General features: G+C 63.7%; 10 protein-coding genes. 4 read left to right on the forward strand and 6 right to left on the reverse strand.

Annotated elements, in window-relative coordinates; translation table 11 throughout:
• The first annotated feature begins 47 nt into the window (after positions 1–47).
• A complete protein-coding gene (locus U1769_RS19530) occupies positions 48–1,757 on the forward strand; it encodes an ABC transporter ATP-binding protein (protein ID WP_332719384.1) in 1,710 nt (569 codons plus the stop codon).
• Here the strand turns inward: U1769_RS19530 and U1769_RS19535 are convergent.
• Positions 1,754–2,578: an arylamine N-acetyltransferase family protein gene (locus U1769_RS19535; protein WP_332719386.1), complete on the reverse strand. Its 825-nt coding sequence runs from the start codon at positions 2,576–2,578 to the stop codon at positions 1,754–1,756. The two genes, U1769_RS19530 and U1769_RS19535, sit on opposite strands and share 4 nt — an antisense overlap.
• Positions 2,579–2,633: 55 nt before the next feature.
• Entirely contained in the window at positions 2,634–4,970 is a 2,337-nt protein-coding gene (locus tag U1769_RS19540; RefSeq protein WP_332719388.1) for a GH92 family glycosyl hydrolase, read from the reverse strand.
• A 192-nt stretch (positions 4,971–5,162) separates the two neighbouring features.
• Here U1769_RS19540 and U1769_RS19545 point away from each other — a divergent pair, with 192 nt between their 5' ends.
• From U1769_RS19545 to U1769_RS19555, 3 genes are all read left to right on the forward strand, one after another.
• Positions 5,163–6,185: a LacI family DNA-binding transcriptional regulator gene (locus U1769_RS19545; RefSeq protein ID WP_332719390.1), complete on the forward strand. Its 1,023-nt coding sequence runs from the start codon at positions 5,163–5,165 to the stop codon at positions 6,183–6,185.
• Between the two features lie 125 nt (positions 6,186–6,310).
• Positions 6,311–8,830 carry a glycoside hydrolase family 3 protein gene (locus tag U1769_RS19550; protein WP_332719391.1) on the forward strand — a complete coding sequence of 840 codons (2,520 nt, stop codon included), beginning with the start codon at positions 6,311–6,313 and terminating at the stop codon, positions 8,828–8,830.
• A 41-nt stretch (positions 8,831–8,871) separates the two neighbouring features.
• Positions 8,872–10,146, forward strand: a complete 1,275-nt coding sequence (locus U1769_RS19555) for an MFS transporter (RefSeq protein ID WP_332719392.1) — start codon at positions 8,872–8,874, stop codon at positions 10,144–10,146.
• Between the two features lie 26 nt (positions 10,147–10,172).
• Here the strand turns inward: U1769_RS19555 and U1769_RS19560 are convergent, their stop codons facing one another.
• The 4 genes from U1769_RS19560 to U1769_RS19575 form a co-directional block, all read right to left on the reverse strand.
• The gene (locus U1769_RS19560) at positions 10,173–10,562 is read right to left on the reverse strand and encodes a TrbC/VirB2 family type IV secretion system protein (RefSeq protein ID WP_443030416.1); all 390 of its coding nucleotides are present in this window, start codon (positions 10,560–10,562) and stop codon (positions 10,173–10,175) included.
• 153 nt (positions 10,563–10,715) lie between these two features.
• Positions 10,716–11,015: a hypothetical protein gene (locus U1769_RS19565; protein WP_332719394.1), complete on the reverse strand. Its 300-nt coding sequence runs from the start codon at positions 11,013–11,015 to the stop codon at positions 10,716–10,718.
• Positions 11,008–15,327 carry an RHS repeat-associated core domain-containing protein gene (locus tag U1769_RS19570; protein ID WP_332719396.1) on the reverse strand — a complete coding sequence of 1,440 codons (4,320 nt, stop codon included), beginning with the start codon at positions 15,325–15,327 and terminating at the stop codon, positions 11,008–11,010. The genes U1769_RS19565 and U1769_RS19570 overlap by 8 nt, the downstream gene beginning before the upstream one ends.
• Complete coding sequence (locus U1769_RS19575) at positions 15,327–17,510, reverse strand: Calx-beta domain-containing protein (protein WP_332719398.1); 2,184 nt, start codon at positions 17,508–17,510, stop codon at positions 15,327–15,329. Before U1769_RS19575 ends, U1769_RS19570 begins: the two co-directional genes overlap by 1 nt.
• Positions 17,511–17,913: the final 403 nt, after the last annotated feature.

Here is a 17,913-nt window from a genome sequence, read left to right on the forward strand (position 1 = left end):
CAACGCACCCGCTCGACTGGCGCGCGCGCGCGTGGGAAGGAGCGGCGATGAATCTCGCTTCGGTCACCGCGCTCTGGCGCCCTGCTCTCGCCTTTCTCGGCACCTTCGCCCGATTTGCCGGCCGCCGCGGCTGGATCGCCGTCGGCCTGGTCGGTTTTGCAGCGCTTCTCGACGGCGCCGGCATCATCCTGCTGATCCCGATCGTCGAGGCGGTGGTCAGCCCCGAGGGCGGTCATCTCCAGACGCGTGCGATCCTCGACGGGATCGGCGTGCAGTCTCCGCTCGGGCGGCTTGCGGTGCTGCTGGCCGCGTTCGTGAGCCTGTCGCTACTGCGCGCGATGGTCCAATATGCGCGCGACATCTGGTTGGCGCTGCTTCAGGGCGATTTTGGCGAGCATGAACGCAACCGGGTCATGCGGATGCTCGCCGCGGCGCCGTGGAGCAGGATCGCAGCGCTGAGCCATGCGCGCGTCACCAGCCTGATCAGCGTCGAGATCAACCGGATCGGATCGAGCGCGCAGTTCCTGATCCAGGGCAGCGTCGCGCTGGTCATGCTGATCGTGCAGGGCACGCTTGCCTTCGTGCTGGCGCCGATGCTCGCCCTGACCATCGTCGCGATCTTCGTGGTAGGCGGCGGGGCGATCCTGCTGGCGCAGGGCCGCATCCGCGAGCTTGGATCCGGCCTGGTCGACGCCAACCACAAGATGATCGGCAGCGCGACCGGCTTTCTCGGCGGGCTCAAGGCAGCGACGGCGCAGAATGCCCAGAACGGCTTCGTCGAGGAATTCGCGGTGATCCAGCGCAGCGTGCGCGGGCGACAAGTCGATTTCATGCGGCGGCAGGCGCGTGGCCGCCGGCTGTTCGCGATCGGATCGACGCTGATGGCAGCTGCTGTGGTGCTGACCGGGTATCTCGCCGCGATCCCGGCCGCGATCCTGATCACGCTGGTGCTGATCTTTGCGCGGATGAGCGGGCCGGCATTGCAGATCCAGATGTCCGTGCAGAATTTCTTCTTCAGCCTGCCGGCGTTCGAGGCGATCCGCCAGCTCGAGAGCGACCTGAGCGCCAGCGCCGCGCCTGCCCCCAAGCCCGTAACGCCGCCGGCCGGGCCGATCGAACTGCAGGGCGTGTCCTACCTCCATCCCGGCGGGGGCGGCCTGCATCCCGCGGATCTGCGGATCGAGCCGGGCGCGTTTATCGGCATCACTGGCCCCTCGGGCGCCGGCAAGACCACTCTGGTCGAACTGCTGACGACGCTACAGGAACCGCAGACCGGGCGGATGCTGATCGGGGGCGAAGCGCTCGACGCGGCGCGAGAGGCCGGCTGGCGCGAGCAGCTGGCCTATGTCCCGCAGGAAGGATTCCTGTTCAACGACACGGTGCGCCGCAATCTCACCTGGGGCACATCCGGGATCGGCGAGGCGCGGCTGTGGGAGGCGCTGAGCCTGGCCGGCGCCGAGCAGATCGTCGCGCGGCTGCCCGCCGGGCTCGATTCGCTGGTCGGCGAACGTGGCAGCGCGCTATCCGGCGGCGAGCGCCAGCGCCTCGCCATCGCCCGGGCGTTGCTCCGCGACCCACGCCTGCTGGTGCTCGACGAAGCGGCCAACGCGATCGACGCGGCGGGCGAGGCGGCGCTGCTGGAACGCCTCGCATCGCTCGATCCGCGACCGACGATCGTCATGATCTCGCACCGGGCGGAAAGCCTGGTGCGGTGCGACCGGGTCATCACGGTCGAGCTTGGGCGGCTGTCCGGCTAGGCCGGGAACAGGCCGAGCGCGGCGATATCCCCGGCGGTAAGATCGATGCCGAACATCAGGCTCAGCCGCGTCCGGTAGACGTGCGGATCGTCGATCTCGGCGACCGTCTCCTCCTCTCCGGCGCGGCAGCGATAGCGGCGATCGGTGAGGCCGGCCATGCCCTGGGGCAGCACGATGCTGACGATGCTTAGCTGGCGGAAGCGGCTTGCAGGTGCAGTGGACGTCCAGTGATTGCTGAGCGCGAGATCGGCGTCCCAGACCTCGGCCAGCGTGAGACTGTACTGCGGCTGGAAGCCCGATCCGGTGCCGCGGCCGTCCGTGGTGCCGGCATGGCCGTCGCGCGACAGCATCCAGCCATTGATGGGATCGAGCGCGAGCCGGAACATCGCGCCGTCGGGCGCTTCGGCAAAGGCGCCGTCGGCCAGCGGCATGACCGGAGCGTAGCTGCCGCCGAAGCCGGGATCGGCGATCCAGTCCGTCCCGTCGATCGCGACCAGGCTGAGTGTGTGGGTGAGCGGCGGCGTCTGTTCGACGCCAAGCCATACGCGGGCGAGCAGCGGGCGGGCCGTGAAGCCGAGCGCGGCGAGCGCATCGAGGAACAGCCGGTTATGCTCGAAACAATAGCCGCCCCGCCGCGCCGTCACGAGCTTGGCGAACACCGCGTCGCTGTCGATCCTGATGCCGCGGCCCAGCATGACGTCGAGATTTTCGAACGGGATGGCGAGCCGGTGGGCGCGCTGGAGCACGGCCAGACCCGCAGCGTCGGGGGTCGGGCGTTCCTTGAGGGCGATGCGGGCGAGATAGGCGTCGAGATCGAACATGGCGGCGGCTATATCTGCGCGATCGGGTGCCGTCAGCCGATTGATTGCGGGCGCCCTATTTCCCCGCCGAATAGCCGGTCATCGAATAAGGCCGGTCGCGCTCCGCCGTCGCCCAGCGCACGTTGGGGGTGGCCTGCATCACGAAGCGCAGCTCGCCGCCAGCGACGATCTCGGCATGGCGGATGAAACTACGCCCCAGCGGCGTGCCGTTGAGGAAGACCTGGCCGATATAGCGGTTTGCGTCGGACAGCCCCTCCGCGCGGATCGTGAAGCGCTTGCCGTTCGGCAGGTTCAGCACGGCGCGATCGAGGAAGGGGCGGCCGATGACATATTCGTCCGAACCCGGCGCGACCGGATAGAAGCCGAGCGTCGTGAAGACCAGCCAGGCCGACATCTGGCCAAGATCGTCATTGCCGGACAGGCCGTCCGGCGTCGGCTTGTACTGGCTGTCGACGATCTGCTTCAGCCGCTCCTGAGTCCGCCACGGGCTGCCGGCATAGCTGTAGAGATAGGCGACGTGGTGGCTCGGCTCGTTGCCATGGATATATTGGCCGATCAGGCCGGCGATGTCTTCGGCATGGCTGTAATCGACCTTGCTATTGTCGAAATCGAACATCGCGTCGAGCTTCTTCACCGTCGCCGCGTCGCCGCCCAGCGTGCGGATCAGGCCGCCCTGATCCTGCGGCGCGAACCAGCTATATTGCCAGGCATTCCCCTCGGTATAGTCGCTGCCATAGTTGATCGCGGTCGGATCGAACGGTTCGCGGTAGCTGCCGTCGGCCTTGCGGGCGCGCAGGAAGCCGGTCTTCGCATCGAAGCTGTTGCGCCAGTAAAGCGCGCGCTTGTCGAAGCGGTCGGCGATCGCGGTGCGGCCCAGCGCGCGCGCCATTCGCGCGATCGTCCAGTCGTCATAGGCATATTCGACCGTCTTCGACGCTGCCTCCGGCTCGCGATCGATCGGGACATAGCCGAGCTTCATATAATCGCCGAGCCCGCCATAGGGCGCATAGTCGGCGCTCGCGACCATCGCGTCGAGCGCGGCGTTGGCATCGAAGCCGCGGACACCCTTGAGATAGGCGTCGGCGATCATCGGCACGGCATGATAGCCGATCATCGTCCAGGTCTCGCGCCCGTGGAACTGCCATACGGGAAGGATGCCGAAGGGGCTGTCGCGCCGCGACGCGATCAGCGAATTGACGAAATCGCTGTTGCGCTGCGCCGGCTGAATCAGGGTCAGCAGCGGGTGTTCGGCGCGGAACGTGTCCCAGAGCGAGAAGGTCGAGTGGAAGGTGAAACCGGTCGCCTGGTGGACCTGATCGTCCGGCCCGCGATAGCGGCCGTCGACGTCGCCATAGACGCTCGGGGCGAGGAGGCTGTGGTAGAGCGCGGTGTAGACCGTTCTGCGCAGCGGCGCCGGCGCGGTGATGTCGATCGCACCCAGTGCCTTTTCCCAGGCCGCGCGAGTCCGCGCGCGCACCGAATCGAAATCGCCGGGCTCACTGGCCAGATTGGCGAGGGCACCCGCTTCGTCCACGCCGGAGATCGCGACACGCGCTTCGAGCGGCCCGGTCAGCGGACCGAAATCGAGCCGTGCGACGAGCGCCCGGCCGGCCAGCTGCGCCACATTATCATCGCCGCGGCCGGGGCCCTGAAAGCCTTTGTACGGCACATCCTCCTCACGGTTGACGAAGGCGTGACCGGCCAGCGGCGCAGAGAAGCGCATCGCGAAGAACAGTTTGCGCGCCGGGGCCCAGCCGCGCGTCTCGCGCACGCCGGTGATCGTGCCGTCGGCCCGAACCCGGATCGACGACCACAGGATCTTGCCCGGATAATTGTAGATGCTCGAGCGGAGATCGACGATCAGATGCGCCGCCTTGCCTGCCGGGAAAGCATAACGGTGCACGCCGATGCGCGTGCCCGCGGTCAGCTCGGCGCGTACCCCGGAATCGCTCAGGGTCACCGCATAATAGCCCGGCGTCGCGACCTCGCTCGCATGGCTGAAGCGCGAGCGGTAACCCGAGCCGGGCCGGGCGGGATCGCCAGGTTCGAGCGACACGGCGTCGCCCGCGGCCGGCGCGACGAGGATATCGCCGAGATCGCTGTGCCCGGCGCCCGAGAAATGGGTGTGCGAGAAGCCGAGGATCGTATTGTCCTCATGCCGATAGCCGGCCGCCCATTTATAGCTTTGCTTGAAAGGCCGGATATCGGTGTCCGGGCCCAACTGAATCATCCCGAACGGCGCGGTCGCGCCAGGGAAGGCGTGGCCCTCCCCGCCGGTGCCGATAAAGGGATCGACCGCCGCGATGGCGGCGGGCGGGGGCGTTGGCTGCGCCGTGGCGAGGCTGGCCGCCGCGCCGAGGCACAGCGTCGCGAGAGTCGAGAAGCGATTCATTGATGCGTTAAATCACACTGGATGCCGTCGGTGAAGCGGCAGCGTTTGGCAGCCAACGTTGTCAAAAGATCGGCCGGATTGCAAAAACCGCTTGTTCCGTAGCCGTTCGGTAACGCACTATGGCGCCGCTTTGCTGTGCCGCGACCTTCGTGCGGCTACCGCGGCGATAATGCCCATGCTAGCGGAGCGGACATGGACCTGGGGCGGCGTGCAACCATCATCGACGTGGCCCGAGAGGCTGACGTATCGATCAAGACTGTTTCCCGCGTCTTCAACGACGCGCCCAACGTCACGGCCAAGACCCGCGACCGGGTGATGAAGGTGGCGACCGCGCTGCATTATCACCCCAATGTCGTGGCGCAGGGGCTGGTCGGGCGGCGGTCTTATCTGATCGGGCTGCTCTACGAGAATCCGAGCCCCAATTATGTCGTCGAGCTGCAGCAGGGTGCGCTCGAACGACTGCAGGGCGAGAAATACCGGCTGGTCGTGCTGCCCGTGGGCGAAGTGTCGGTGATCGCCGAGAAGATCGTCTCGCTGGTGCGCTCGGCAGCGCTCGACGGGGTCGTGCTGACGCCGCCCGCCTCAGACCATCCGGTCGTGCTGAAGCATCTGGCCGCGGCGCATTTCCCGTTCGTGCGCATCGCGCCGACGCGGTCGCCGGACCTCGGCCCGCGCACGCTGACCGACGATGTCGGCGCGGCGCGGATGATGACGGAGTATCTGATCTCGCTCGGCCATCGGCGGATCGGGATGATCAAGGGCGATCCGAGCCATCCGTCAAGCGAGGCGCGCCTGCTCGGCTTCTCCAATGCGCTCGCGGCCGCGGGCCTGCCGATGCGGCTCGACGATATCGAGCAGGGCATGTTCACCTTCGAATCCGGGCTGCAGGCCGCCACCCGGCTGCTCGGGCGCAGCGACCGGCCGACCGCGATCTTCGCGCAGAATGACGACATGGCGGCGGGCGCGATAATGGCGGCGCATGACCTGGGAATCTCCGTGCCCGGCAGCCTTTCAGTCGCCGGCTTCGACGACAGCGCCATCGCGCAGATCGTCTGGCCGCGCCTCACCACGATTCACCAGCCCGTCGCCGACATGGCGCGCGACGCGACCTCGATGCTCGTCGCAATGCTCGAGAAGAAGCCGCACGAGAACGAGATCAACCATCCCGTCACGCTGGTGACCCGGCAGTCGACCGGGCCCGCGCCGGCCACCTGAAGCAGGGGGTTTCCGTACACGGGAGCGTATGTCCGATTAAAATTGATAACGTAGGTCATTTTGTGATGTAAGGACCCTCGAGACCCGGATGATCGGGCAGGTGGCCGGTCCGGCGGGAGGGGAAGATGATGCTCGACAAGCGCAGGATGAAGGCGGCGCTCTGCGTTGCGAGTCTGCTAAGCATTTCAATCGCAACGGGAATTGCCGCGGCGCAGACCTCGGCCGCGCCTTGGCCGCATGTCGGATCACCGCTGCCCGCGGACCCGGCGATGGAAGCGCGGATCGATTCGCTGCTGGCGAAGATGTCCGACGAGGACAAGGTGGCACAGGTGGTGCAACCGGACATCGGCAGCGTCTCGCTCGACGAGATCCGCCGGTACAAGTTCGGATCGATCCTGACCGGCGGCAATTCCGGCCCGAACGGCGACGACAAGGCGCCAGCCGCCGCCTGGCTCGCTTATGCCGATGCCGCATGGGACGCGGTGACGACGCGCACCGACGGGCACCCGGTGATCCCGCCGATCTGGGGCATCGACGCCGTGCACGGCCATGCCAACATCATCGGCGCGACGATCTTCCCGCAGAATATCGGCCTGGGCGCGATGCGGAACCCCGCCCTGATCCGGCGGATCGGCGAAGTCACCGCGAAGGAAATGGCGGTCACCGGGATCGACTGGGATTTCTCGCCGACTCTGGCAGTGGTCCGCGACGATCGCTGGGGCCGGAGCTACGAAGGCTTTTCCGAGGACCCGTCCGTCGTGCGCGATTATGCGGGCGCGATGATCGAGGGGCTGCAGGGCGTGCCCGGCACGAAGGGATTCCTGCGCGACGGCAAGGTGATCGCGACCGCCAAGCATTTCGTCGGCGACGGCGGCACCGCGAACGGCGTCGACCAGGGCGACAACCCCGCCTCCCCCGAGCAGATCCGCGACATCCACGGCGCCGGCTATCCCCCCGCGATCAAGGCCGGCGTGCAGGCCGTGATGGCAAGCTTCTCCAGCGTGCGCGGCACCAAGCTGAGCGCCGACCGCGACCTGCTGACCGGCGCGCTGCGCGAGCAGATGGGCTTCGACGGCCTGACGGTGGGGGACTGGAACGCGCACGGCCAGGTGCCCGGCTGTACCAACACCAGCTGCGCCGCGGCGATCAATGCCGGCATGGACATGGTTATGGCGCCAGACAGCTGGAAGGGCTTTTACGAGAACACGCTCGCGCAGGTGCGATCGGGCGAGATATCCAAGGCGCGGCTCGACGAAGCGGTGCGGCGCATCCTGCGGGTGAAGCTGCGTGCCGGCATGTTCGACAAGGGCAAGCCCTCCAGCCGCCCCTTTGCCGGCAAGTTCGAGCTGCTCGGCGCGCCCGCGCACCGCGCCGTCGCGCGGCAGGCCGTGCGGGAATCTCTCGTGCTGCTCAAGAATCAGGGCCATGTCCTGCCGCTGTCGCCCAAGCTCGACCTGCTCGTCGCCGGCGACGGCGCCGACAATATCCCGAAGCAGAGCGGCGGCTGGACGATCAGCTGGCAGGGCACCGGCATGACCAATGCCGATTTCCCGCATGCGCAATCCATCTATGCCGGCATCGCCGAGGCAGCCAAGGCAGCCGGCGGCAGCGCCACGCTCAGCGCAGACGGCAGCTTCACCAAGAAGCCGGGCGCGGCGATCGTCATATTCGGCGAGGATCCCTATGCCGAGTTCGCCGGCGACCGGCCGACGGTGGAATATCGCGCCGGCGACACGCGCGACCTGGCGCTGCTGAAGAAGCTGAAGGCGCAGGGCATCCCGGTCGTCGCGGTGTTCCTGTCCGGCCGGCCGCTCTGGGTGAACCCGGAGATCAACGCAGCCGATGCGTTCGTCGCGGCGTTCCTGCCCGGCGGCGAGGGCGGCGGGATCGCCGATGTGCTGCTGGCCGACGCAGCGGGCAAACCGCGCCACGACTTCAAGGGCAAGCTCTCCTTTTCCTGGCCGAAGCGGATCGACCAGACGCCGCTCAACCGCGGCGATGCGGCATATGATCCGCTGTTCGCCTTCGGCTACGGGCTGACCTATGCCGACCCGGGCAACCTGTCGCGCCTCTCCGAGGAGCGGCCGGTGACGGCGACGCGCGAGGACGGCATGGTATTCGCGCGCGGCACGCTGCCGCCGGGCTGGCGGTTCGACCTGGCCGAGCCAAGCGGCGTCGCCGTGCCGGTGACCGGCAATTCGGGCGCGACGGGCGGCGGCGTGGTCAGGCTGGCCGGGGTCGACCGGCGCGCGCAGGAAGATGCCCGCACCGTCACCTGGGGTGCGGCGGGCGGCACGCTGCGCATCAGTGCCGACAAGCCGATCGACATCGGGCGCGAGACCAATGCGCAGTACAGCATCATCCTGGAATATCGCATCGATGCCGCACCCACCGGCCCCGTGCGGATCGGGCTGCAATGCGGCAATAGTTGCGAGGGCGGCGTGCCGATCGCTCCGATCCTGCGCGCGGCGCCGATCGGGCAATGGGCCACCCTCACCCTGCCGCTCAACTGCTTCGCGAGCGCCGGGCTCGACCCGCGGCGCGTCACCGCACCGCTCGTGCTGGCGAGCGAGGGCGCAATGACGCTCTCGATCTCCGATGTGCGCTTCGCCAGTGCCGGCGGCGCAGCGGCGTGCCCGAAATGAGCGGGCTCGATTCGACCGCACCGGCAGCAGGGGAGTTCGGCATGACGAAGACGGCGGGCGGCGCGACCGCGGCCTATGCAGTGGTGACGTGCCTGTTCTTCGCCTGGGGCTTCATCACCTCCAACACCGACCCACTGATCGCGGCGATGCGCGGCATCTACACGCTCAACGTGGCGGAAGGCATGCTGACTCAGTTCGCCTTCTTCCTCGCCTATTTCGTCATATCGCTGCCGGCCGCGGCGCTGCTCGCGCGGCTGGGGCACAGCCGCACGATCATCACGGCGCTGATGGTGATGATCGGCGCGTGCCTGCTCATGCTCGCCGCCTCGCACATGGAAGCCTATGCGATGGTGCTCGTCGCGCTGTTCGTGATGGCGAGCGGCATCACCGTGCTGCAGGTGGCGGCGAACCCGCTGGCGGCCTCGCTCGGCGCGCCGGAGCGCAGCCATTTCCGGCTGACCTTCGCCCAGGCGTTCAACTCGCTCGGCGTGGTGCTGGGCGTGAGTATCGGATCGAAGATCATGCTGCGGCCCGACGTCTTCGGCCAGGGCGGGCATATCCTGCCCGGTGTGCCGCGCAGCACGGCGCTGGGCGCGATCGACCATGCCTTTGTGCTGATCGCGGTCGCGGTCGCGGCGCTCGCCGTGCTGATCTACGCCTTTCGCCACCGCATCAACGCGTCGGCGGCCGACATCACCATTCAGGGCGCATCGCCGCTCAAGGCGCTGACCTCGGGCTGGGCCGTGTTCGGCGCAATCGCGGTGTTCCTCTATGTCGGGGCCGAGGTGACGATCGCCAGCGTGATGATCAACTTCCTCAACCGGCCCGACGTGCTCGGCCTGCCGCTCGAGGCGGCGGGCGGCGTGCTGGCCTATTATTACTGGGGCGGCGCGCTGGTCGGCCGGTTCATCGGCAGCGTGCTGCTGACAAAGGTCCGTGCGAGCTGGCTGCTTACCGGCGCGGCGGCGATTGCGGCAGGCCTGAGCGCGGCGGCGTTCCTGCTTGACGGGCCGGCGGCGGCCTATGCGGCGCTGGGCGTCGGCTTCTTCAATTCGATCATGTTCCCGACGATCTTCAGCATCTCGATGGAGCGATCGAAGGTATCGAGCGCATCGGTATCCGGCCTGCTCTGCATGGCGATCGTCGGCGGGGCGCTGCTCCCGCTATTCTCGGGCTGGATCGCGGATGCGACCAGCATCGGGATGACCTTCGTGCTGCCGGCGATCGCTTATGTCGGGATCGTGCTGTTCGCGGCGACCGGGCCGCGATCGCGCCTGATGGGCGACGAAGAACCGACGCCGGTTATGGCGCATTGAGCTGGATGACAGGCGGTAGATTTTCGTCAGCGGCGGACCGAGGCGCCGGCATAGGGGTCGTCAGCGGGGTCAAGTGCCGGACGCGGCGGGTCCTCGAACCCTGGCGGCGCTGCCCCGATGGGAGGCGGGCGTTCGACGATTGCTGTCCCGAAGCTAGCCTCAGCGGCCGAGCGTATACCTGCGGCGATGCTGGACGCCCCGAAGAGCAGAAAGCACCCTATGATCACTGTTGCGCCGCGGCGGAGATCGACGCGGCCCGTGAGCATCATGATGCCGACCGACGCGACGGCTATCACCGCGATCGTGGTGGCGACGGTGCCGAGGAGAGTTGCCTGGAGCCATTGGACCGCGGACGTTAGGGGATTTGCGCCGGACGGATCGGTGAGCGGTGCCGATATTCCTGTGAGGACGGTCATGCGGTTCAATTAGTGCCTTACTTAAGACAGGTTCTCGCAGCATGTTGGGACAAGCACGCTCCCCGCATTCGGCCAGTTAACATGTCGGGTAGATGAAATACCGCCACCTCCGGCATTCCACGCCAACCGTCAACATAGTTTGCAGCCCGCCACTTAGCTACTTAGCTTTATTTTCTTGTATTCAATTATTTCAGAAGCCTGTTTTTTAGAAATATATCTACTTCCCATACCTTTCCAGAATTTGTCACTGCTCTGACTTTCTCCGAACTCGGAACATAAAAGCCCTCTTTCTTTTACTAATATTATATCGCTCACCAAGTGATCAAACATCTTCTCTCCCTCCACAGCCCTATATAAGTAGACCGCTTCCGAGAAATTGTTGAATACAATATCAGCAGTTTGCATCCAATAGTTGGACATAAACTTTTTTAGCCCAATTAACTTGTCACTCACCTAAGTTGTTTCCTGTATACCCCGTAAGAACGGTAAATGGACTTCCAGTTCCATTCGGATATGGCAAAAGAATAAACTCCGCCTCGTAGGCATCCTCTACTCTGAATCTAGAATCCATGTGCCTCCCTAAAGGAATTGGCGACGTAAATCTCACTGTCATTGATCCCGGAGCATCGCTACTCAACCAAGAAGCTATCTTTGATGCTTTATTATTAACGGCTTCCCTCAATGAGGAATTAGCTAATGCTTCAGAAGAGAATGTTGAAGCTTCTGACACTTTCTTAGATTCGATCCTTGCTCTTAAAAAAGCATTACTCTTCCCTACATGTACCCGCAGCGCATGCGTAATGCCACGGCCGATTGGTATACCTTCGTGTCCTCGCAGCCCTTGTCGCCCGATACGAGGCGACCTCGGCGTTCCGCGGCCTGCTCCAACACTACGGCGAATGCGCGGGGCACGAACCAGATTTGCTTCTGATGCTCCAACACCCGAACCCGAATAACTCCCCGAGCATGCTCCACTGCCAACTCTCGAGCATGTATTGCCTATGAGTCCGCTGGGATCGCTACCGTTGACCGGATCATTTGCGACATAGGCATATAGGTTGATCTGATCGTCATAGCCGATCGGATCCATCTGCAGGAATCGCCCCAGTGTCGGCGAATAGATGCGCGCCTTGTAATGATACATGCCCAGTTCGGCGAGCCAAGCCTGGCCGGTATATTGGAACCGACCGACATTGCCCGCGCCCGGAATGCCATATTCGTCATACGTGTTGATCGAAGGCGACCCACCCGACCCATTGGTCGCTGCGACGATCGATCCTTGCAGATCGGCGTGAAGCCAGCGCGCCGCACCGTTGCTGTACCAGACCAGCGGATCGTCCGCTCCCGCATCGCTGCCGTGAACGTAGCGCGCGGTCATGCCGCCGGCGCCGTCATATTCGGCAACCAGCGCGTCGCCGTCATAAAGGAAGCGGGAACTGGCCGCGCCCTTTGCCACCTGCCACAGCCGCCCCATCGGATCATAGACCAGCGATGTTCCGTTCGACGCGGAGATCAACCGGTTCTCGGCATCATAGACGAAGCTGCTCGTGCCATCAGAGACCAGATTGCCGTTGGCGTCATACGTAAAGCTGGCCGGACCGGCGCTGGTATATTGATTGAGCCCGTTCGCGGCGTAATTCCGGTTGACCATGAGGGCATCGCGCCACGCATAGCTATCATTGTCGCGCGCCTGACCAACGATCTGCGACGCGGGATTATAGGCGATCGACCCAATGGTGACGTTGCCGATGCCCCCGACGAAGCTGTCCGTCTGGCTGGTCAGACGCCCGATCGCGTCATAGCCATAGGTTGTGCCGCTACCCATGCCTTCGGTTCGCCCTGCGAGCAGACCCTGCGGATTATAGCTGAACTGATCCAACGAAACTGTTGTATCCACGCCCTCATAGAGGCCGGTCAGCCGATTGAGCGCGTCATAAGCATAGGTAAACGCCTGCCCGTCCGGATGTGTGAGCCGGGTGCGGTTGCCTGCCTCGTCATAGTCCGAGTTCAGCGCCCTGGAGAAACCTCCCATGCTGATCGTACTCGAGCGCAGGGAGCCGAACCCGTCATAGGTGCTGGTCAGCCCATCCGGGCCGTTCGTCGCGTCGAACTTCGCAGTCAGTTGCCGGCCCATGATGTCATAGCTGTAAAACACATCGCGCGTTGCCGAAGCGGGCGCGCAGGCGCCCACCTGGATCGGCGCGCACCCATCCGGCACGACCTTCGAGACGACGCGGTTGAGCCCATCATAGGCCAAGGCCAGCGTGCGGCCGTCGCGGCGGCGCAGCGATGTGCGGTTGCCGGCGGCGTCATAGCCATATTGCTCATAGTCGCTGGTGTTGACGGTGCCGACCGCGGTCTTGTGCGGAAAATACCAGTGCGTCTGACGGTCATGCCCATCATAGGCGAACTGCGCCTTGTTGCCGTTGGCATCGGTAAGGAACTGCCGTTTGCCGTTCAGCGTGTAGCTGTACGTCGCCTGGTTCCGCACGAACGTCGTACCATAAGCCTGCTGCACTTGCTGGAGCTGGCCGGCGGCGTCGTAAACGTTCCTGGTGATCCGATCCGGGCCTTGCGTTCCCGTGGTGCCCAATGCGCAGGCGCCGGCACTGCTGGCGGCCGGCAATGCGGCCAAATTCATCCGGGTTGTGGTACAATCGAGCAGCCCGCGGTCGAGATAGGAACGATCGATGACGCGCGACGGTGAGCCACCCGCCGATGTCGCCTCCCGGATGCCGTTGCGGCGGCTGTCATACGTCATGTCGGTTCGTTCAAGCACCGTCAGAGTCGTGCTTGCCGCGTCGGGCACGGTGCCGGTTTCGACGCTGGTGACCTTGTCGTCCGAATCGCGATAGGTGAATCGCTTCGCCATGCGCAGCCCGTTGGGCGCCAATGCGCCTATCTCCCACGTCTTCCTGCCAACGACGTCATAGCGGAAATATTGGGTGTCGTCCCAGCCGGGCCGAGGACCGTCTATCGACAGGACCCGGCCAGCGACATCGTAGCTGTAGCGAACCTCCCGTACCTGGCCGGTGACGGCATCGACCTGCCGTTCCACGGTCGGCAGACTGGTGCTGCCCCAATATTCATACTCGGTCCTGATTTCGGCATTGGTGCCACAGGTCGTCGTGACGCCGCAGATCCTGACTGTCTTCTTGCGCGAGACGACGCCGGACCCGGTATCGTAGGATTCATATTCAATGAAGGTCTTGCCGCGGACGCCGCTGGCATCGGCCGGCTCGGTCTGCTCGATGAGCTGGCCGCGGGCGTTGTACGCGTAATCGGTCTGGCGGCCCAGCGCGTCGCGATACCAGGTGGGCCGGTAACAGAGGATTGCTTCCAGACAGTCCAGGAAGCCCCCCGCTGTGTAATGGCCGCTCAGATCGACATATGCCTGCTCGACGACGGTAGCGAGGCCCGATCCAGGCTTCGCCGTCAATGTCCGAGAGGTAACGTTCCCGGCATCATCCCAACCGATCGAGACCGAATTGCCCTCCGGCTGAGTGATCTTGGTGACGCGAATGTTCGAATCATATTCATAATTGGTCGCGCGGCCGATATCGTCGGTTACCCGAGTGATAAGATTGCGGTTGCCGACAGGGGAGAGCGGGTTCGGACTGCTGATCTGATAGGATTTCTGGTAGCCGTTCGGCCCGGTGACGGTAACGCCGCTATAAAGATAGCCGTCAATTCCCGCGTAAAATTGGGGGCTGGCATAGGTGTAGTTCCACGGCACGCCATCAGCACTGACGGAGCCGACCATCGAGGCATTGGTGGGAAGACTGGCGGCGGTAACGATCACCGTGGCCGCACTCTCGGTGGGGAGGGTCCGGGAAAAACTGGCCGTCTCTATATCGGCGCCCAAGGTCCCCAGATCATATCCCTGGTAGATTCGTCCCAGCAGGTCAGTCACGGTGCCGTTGCCCGCATAGGTCAGCTTCGCCAGGGGAGTCAGGGGCGCATTGGCGTTGTAGACCGCGACCTCGCTGGCCGTTCCCCAACCAACCTGGGCCAGGTCATTCCCCTGATAGGCTATGGTAATGAAATAGCCGCGATTGCTATCGATCCGGGTGGGACGAAACCAGGTACGGCTATAAGGATCGCCTGGCAGGGGCGACGTGCCATAGGTATAGCTGATGACTTCCCCGTCGGGATATTCCACGCGCGACGCGTAGAACAGGCGCTTCCTTTGCTGATTAAGGTCACTAGGGGCAGGGTTCTGGAAGAGATGGACCAGATTGAACGTGTAGATTTCGCCCGATCCTCCCTTCCGAAATTTGGTCCCGCCATAATTGAGCATCGATCCTGAACCGGTCGTGCTCGCACAATTCTTTCCATCTACGTCCCAGGCGCACCGAAATGCTTCCGACATCCCCTGTGCCGTGTGGACCGTCCAAACGGCATTTCGGTCACCGGTATCCCAATTGCCCAGCACCTCGCCGGTTACATAGGGAGCGGCATTCTGTACCCGGTCGAACTTGAGACGGGGCGCAGCCGGGACTGAAAGCGTCAAAGCATCGGGCGCCATCTTACCCGTTACGATGTTCACCCCGTTGCGATCCGGCTCGATCTGCAGCGGTGAAATCGACTTCGGCAAATCCTGAGCTTGAGCGGCTGCGGCGGGAAGAACCAGCAGGAGCGCACCGAAGAGAGTTGCCTTACAAATCGTTCTACCAGCGCGCGTAGCAGCCCCCGCGAACAGTCGTTCGAGCCTATTGCATCCGCTGCGTAGCATCCCCGGGATGAGTTGGAGGTGATCGCTCATCATATGCAGATAGGCCCCGATGCGACGGAGAATGTGATGATGCCAGTCGCCTGGCCGCCGGCCGAGTTCGCCACGACATACTGAACATTTCTGGTGCCGACGCCGAACACAGTGAAATAGACCGTGTTGCCAGAGACTACTGCCGAGTAGCCGTTTCCGGTCGCCACCGAGACGAGTGTGAGCGGATAATGCCCCCCAGGGTCCGTATCGTTCGACAATGGAGTGATCGTAAAGGTATCACATCTCGAAAAGCTTCCCATGTTGTCCGTATTCGCGACCGGTCCCGTACTCGGTGGGATATCGTCGTTCTTGATCGTGCCACTAACCTGGCCCGTGACGATCCCTGCGCCGTAACTGGGGGACGAAATCGTGAAGATGATCGTCTCGTCGGGCTCGACATCGCTGTCCTGCGTCGTCTGCACCAAGACTGATTGCACCGAACTCGGAGAGTTAAATGTCAAGGTTCCCGATACAGGAGTGAAGTCAGTGCCGGAAGTCGCCGTTCCGCTCGATGTCGTGTAATATATTGTAAGAGGTGGCTTATAGTAGGGATTCCCCGTTAATACGACACCAAACTCAACAAGCGATCCTTCATTCTTCTGTGTCGGCGTAACTGCCGTGAAAGAGGGTGGCGGATCAATGTTGTTGATCGAAACAATTGCGATTGGCGCGCCAATCGTCGCCGCCGAAGGTCCCGACAATCCAACTGTAAACGTCTGTCTCACATCAAAAGATACATCATGTGTCGTGCGGACCTGAACTGTCTTTGTGGTTTCGCCGGGGAGAAACGTAAGGCTTCCGTTGGCGCTTTGATAAAGGCTCTGGCTCGCGCTGCCGTCGGCCGTCGCGTAGGAGACAGTGGCATTGACCCCTGTCGCACCCGATTTCACAACGGTCAGGTTCGCAAAATCACCCTCGTTAACCGAGACGTTCGACACCGAGAAGCTCGGCATCGCGTCATTATCATTGATCGTACCTGTCCCAGTCGCGGTAGCGATGGTCGCACCACCCGAGGCGCCGGACAGGCGGACCGATAGTGTTTCGCCTGGATCATAGATGGCGTCGTCGATGCTGGCGACTGTGACGGTCTTGGAGGTCTCGCCCGGCAGGAAGGTCAGCGTGCCGGAAACTGCACCATAGTCACCGGGCGCCACCGCAGTCCCGTTGACCGTTTGATAGGTGACCGAGAGGGTTGCCGCGGTCGAGCCCGTCTTGGTCACCGTCATGACCAGTGAGCCACCCTCCGTCGCGGTGGCGTTCGAGATGGCGAAGCTTGGCGCTGTATCATTGTCGGCCACCGACACTCTGCCCGTAGCGTTGGTGATGATTGCTCCTCCCGTCGCGCCCGAAAGCCCCACGGCAAAGGACTCCGACGCTTCGTGGACGGTGTCGTTGACGGTCGCGACGGTAATGGTCTTGGAGGTCTCGCCAGCCAGAAAGGTCAGCGTACCGGATGCGGCAACGAAATCGCCCGGCGCCGTCGCGGTACCATTGGCAGTCGCGTAGTTAACCGCCACGGTCGATCCGGTGACGCTCGAACGGGTGACGGTCAGGACCGCCGAACCGCCCTCGGTAACGGTCGCGTTCGAGATGGCCAGTTCAGGCACCGTCTCGTTGTCGATGATCGTGACGATGGCGTTCGCTTTGCCGAGCCCGGCGCCCGCGGTTGGACCCGACAAGGTGACCGCAAAAGCCTCCGGCCCTTCGTAGACGCTGTCGTCGGCCGTAGCGATCGAGATGGTCTTGCTGGTCTCACCGGCAGCGAAGGTGACCGTACCCGACGCAGCGGTATAATCGGCGGGTGCGGTCGCGGAATTATTCGACGTCGCGTAATTGACCGCCGCCACGCCGGATACCGATCCTGATCGCGTGATGGTCACGATTGCGCTGCCGCCTTCGGTGATGTTGGCATCGGCAACCGAGAAAGTACCGCTGGGCGCGCCCGCGACTTGATAATTGGTGCGATTGTCGGCCGGATCGAAGCCGGTTGAGACTTGCTGCCCATTACGAGGCCCTCCCGCGATCGTTACCGATACGAGGCGGCCCAATGGATCATAGGTGTAGACCATTGTTTCATTCGCGAGAGAAACCGTCGCGACACCGCCCGCAAACATGGCAGCGATCGACAGCGAAACACCCCGCCTCCACCGATTGGGTGTGCAAGCGGAGCCAATGTTGTTCATGATGGTCTCACCCCGAAGGCAGATGAGGGATCGCAAGCGCGCCATTATTTAAGAGTGCCAGTGACCTTCTCGGCCACGCCCTTCGCGAACTTGTCGGAAAATCTTGTGCTCCCACCCGCTGGCAATGGAGCCAGCGTGATCGCACAAAAGACCGGCGGACTATTGTCCGCGGCAAATGCTCGCCCCTTCAACATTCTCTAGCGCGCCCCCCGCGACCGACGGTAGCTAATCGCAGCAGGCGCTGGGATTCACTTCCGTGACACCGCACTTCAATCCCAGCAAAACAGCGGCCGTGAACACCACATACAACGCCGCAATTAATTGAAAATGAAGGTCATACATCCTTCGAGTCAAGCGTGATCTGCGCCAATGAAAAATTAGTCTATGCTTTCGACCCAAAGGC

Source organism: Parasphingomonas zepuensis, from assembly GCF_036663735.1.
GTDB lineage: Bacteria > Pseudomonadota > Alphaproteobacteria > Sphingomonadales > Sphingomonadaceae > Sphingomonas.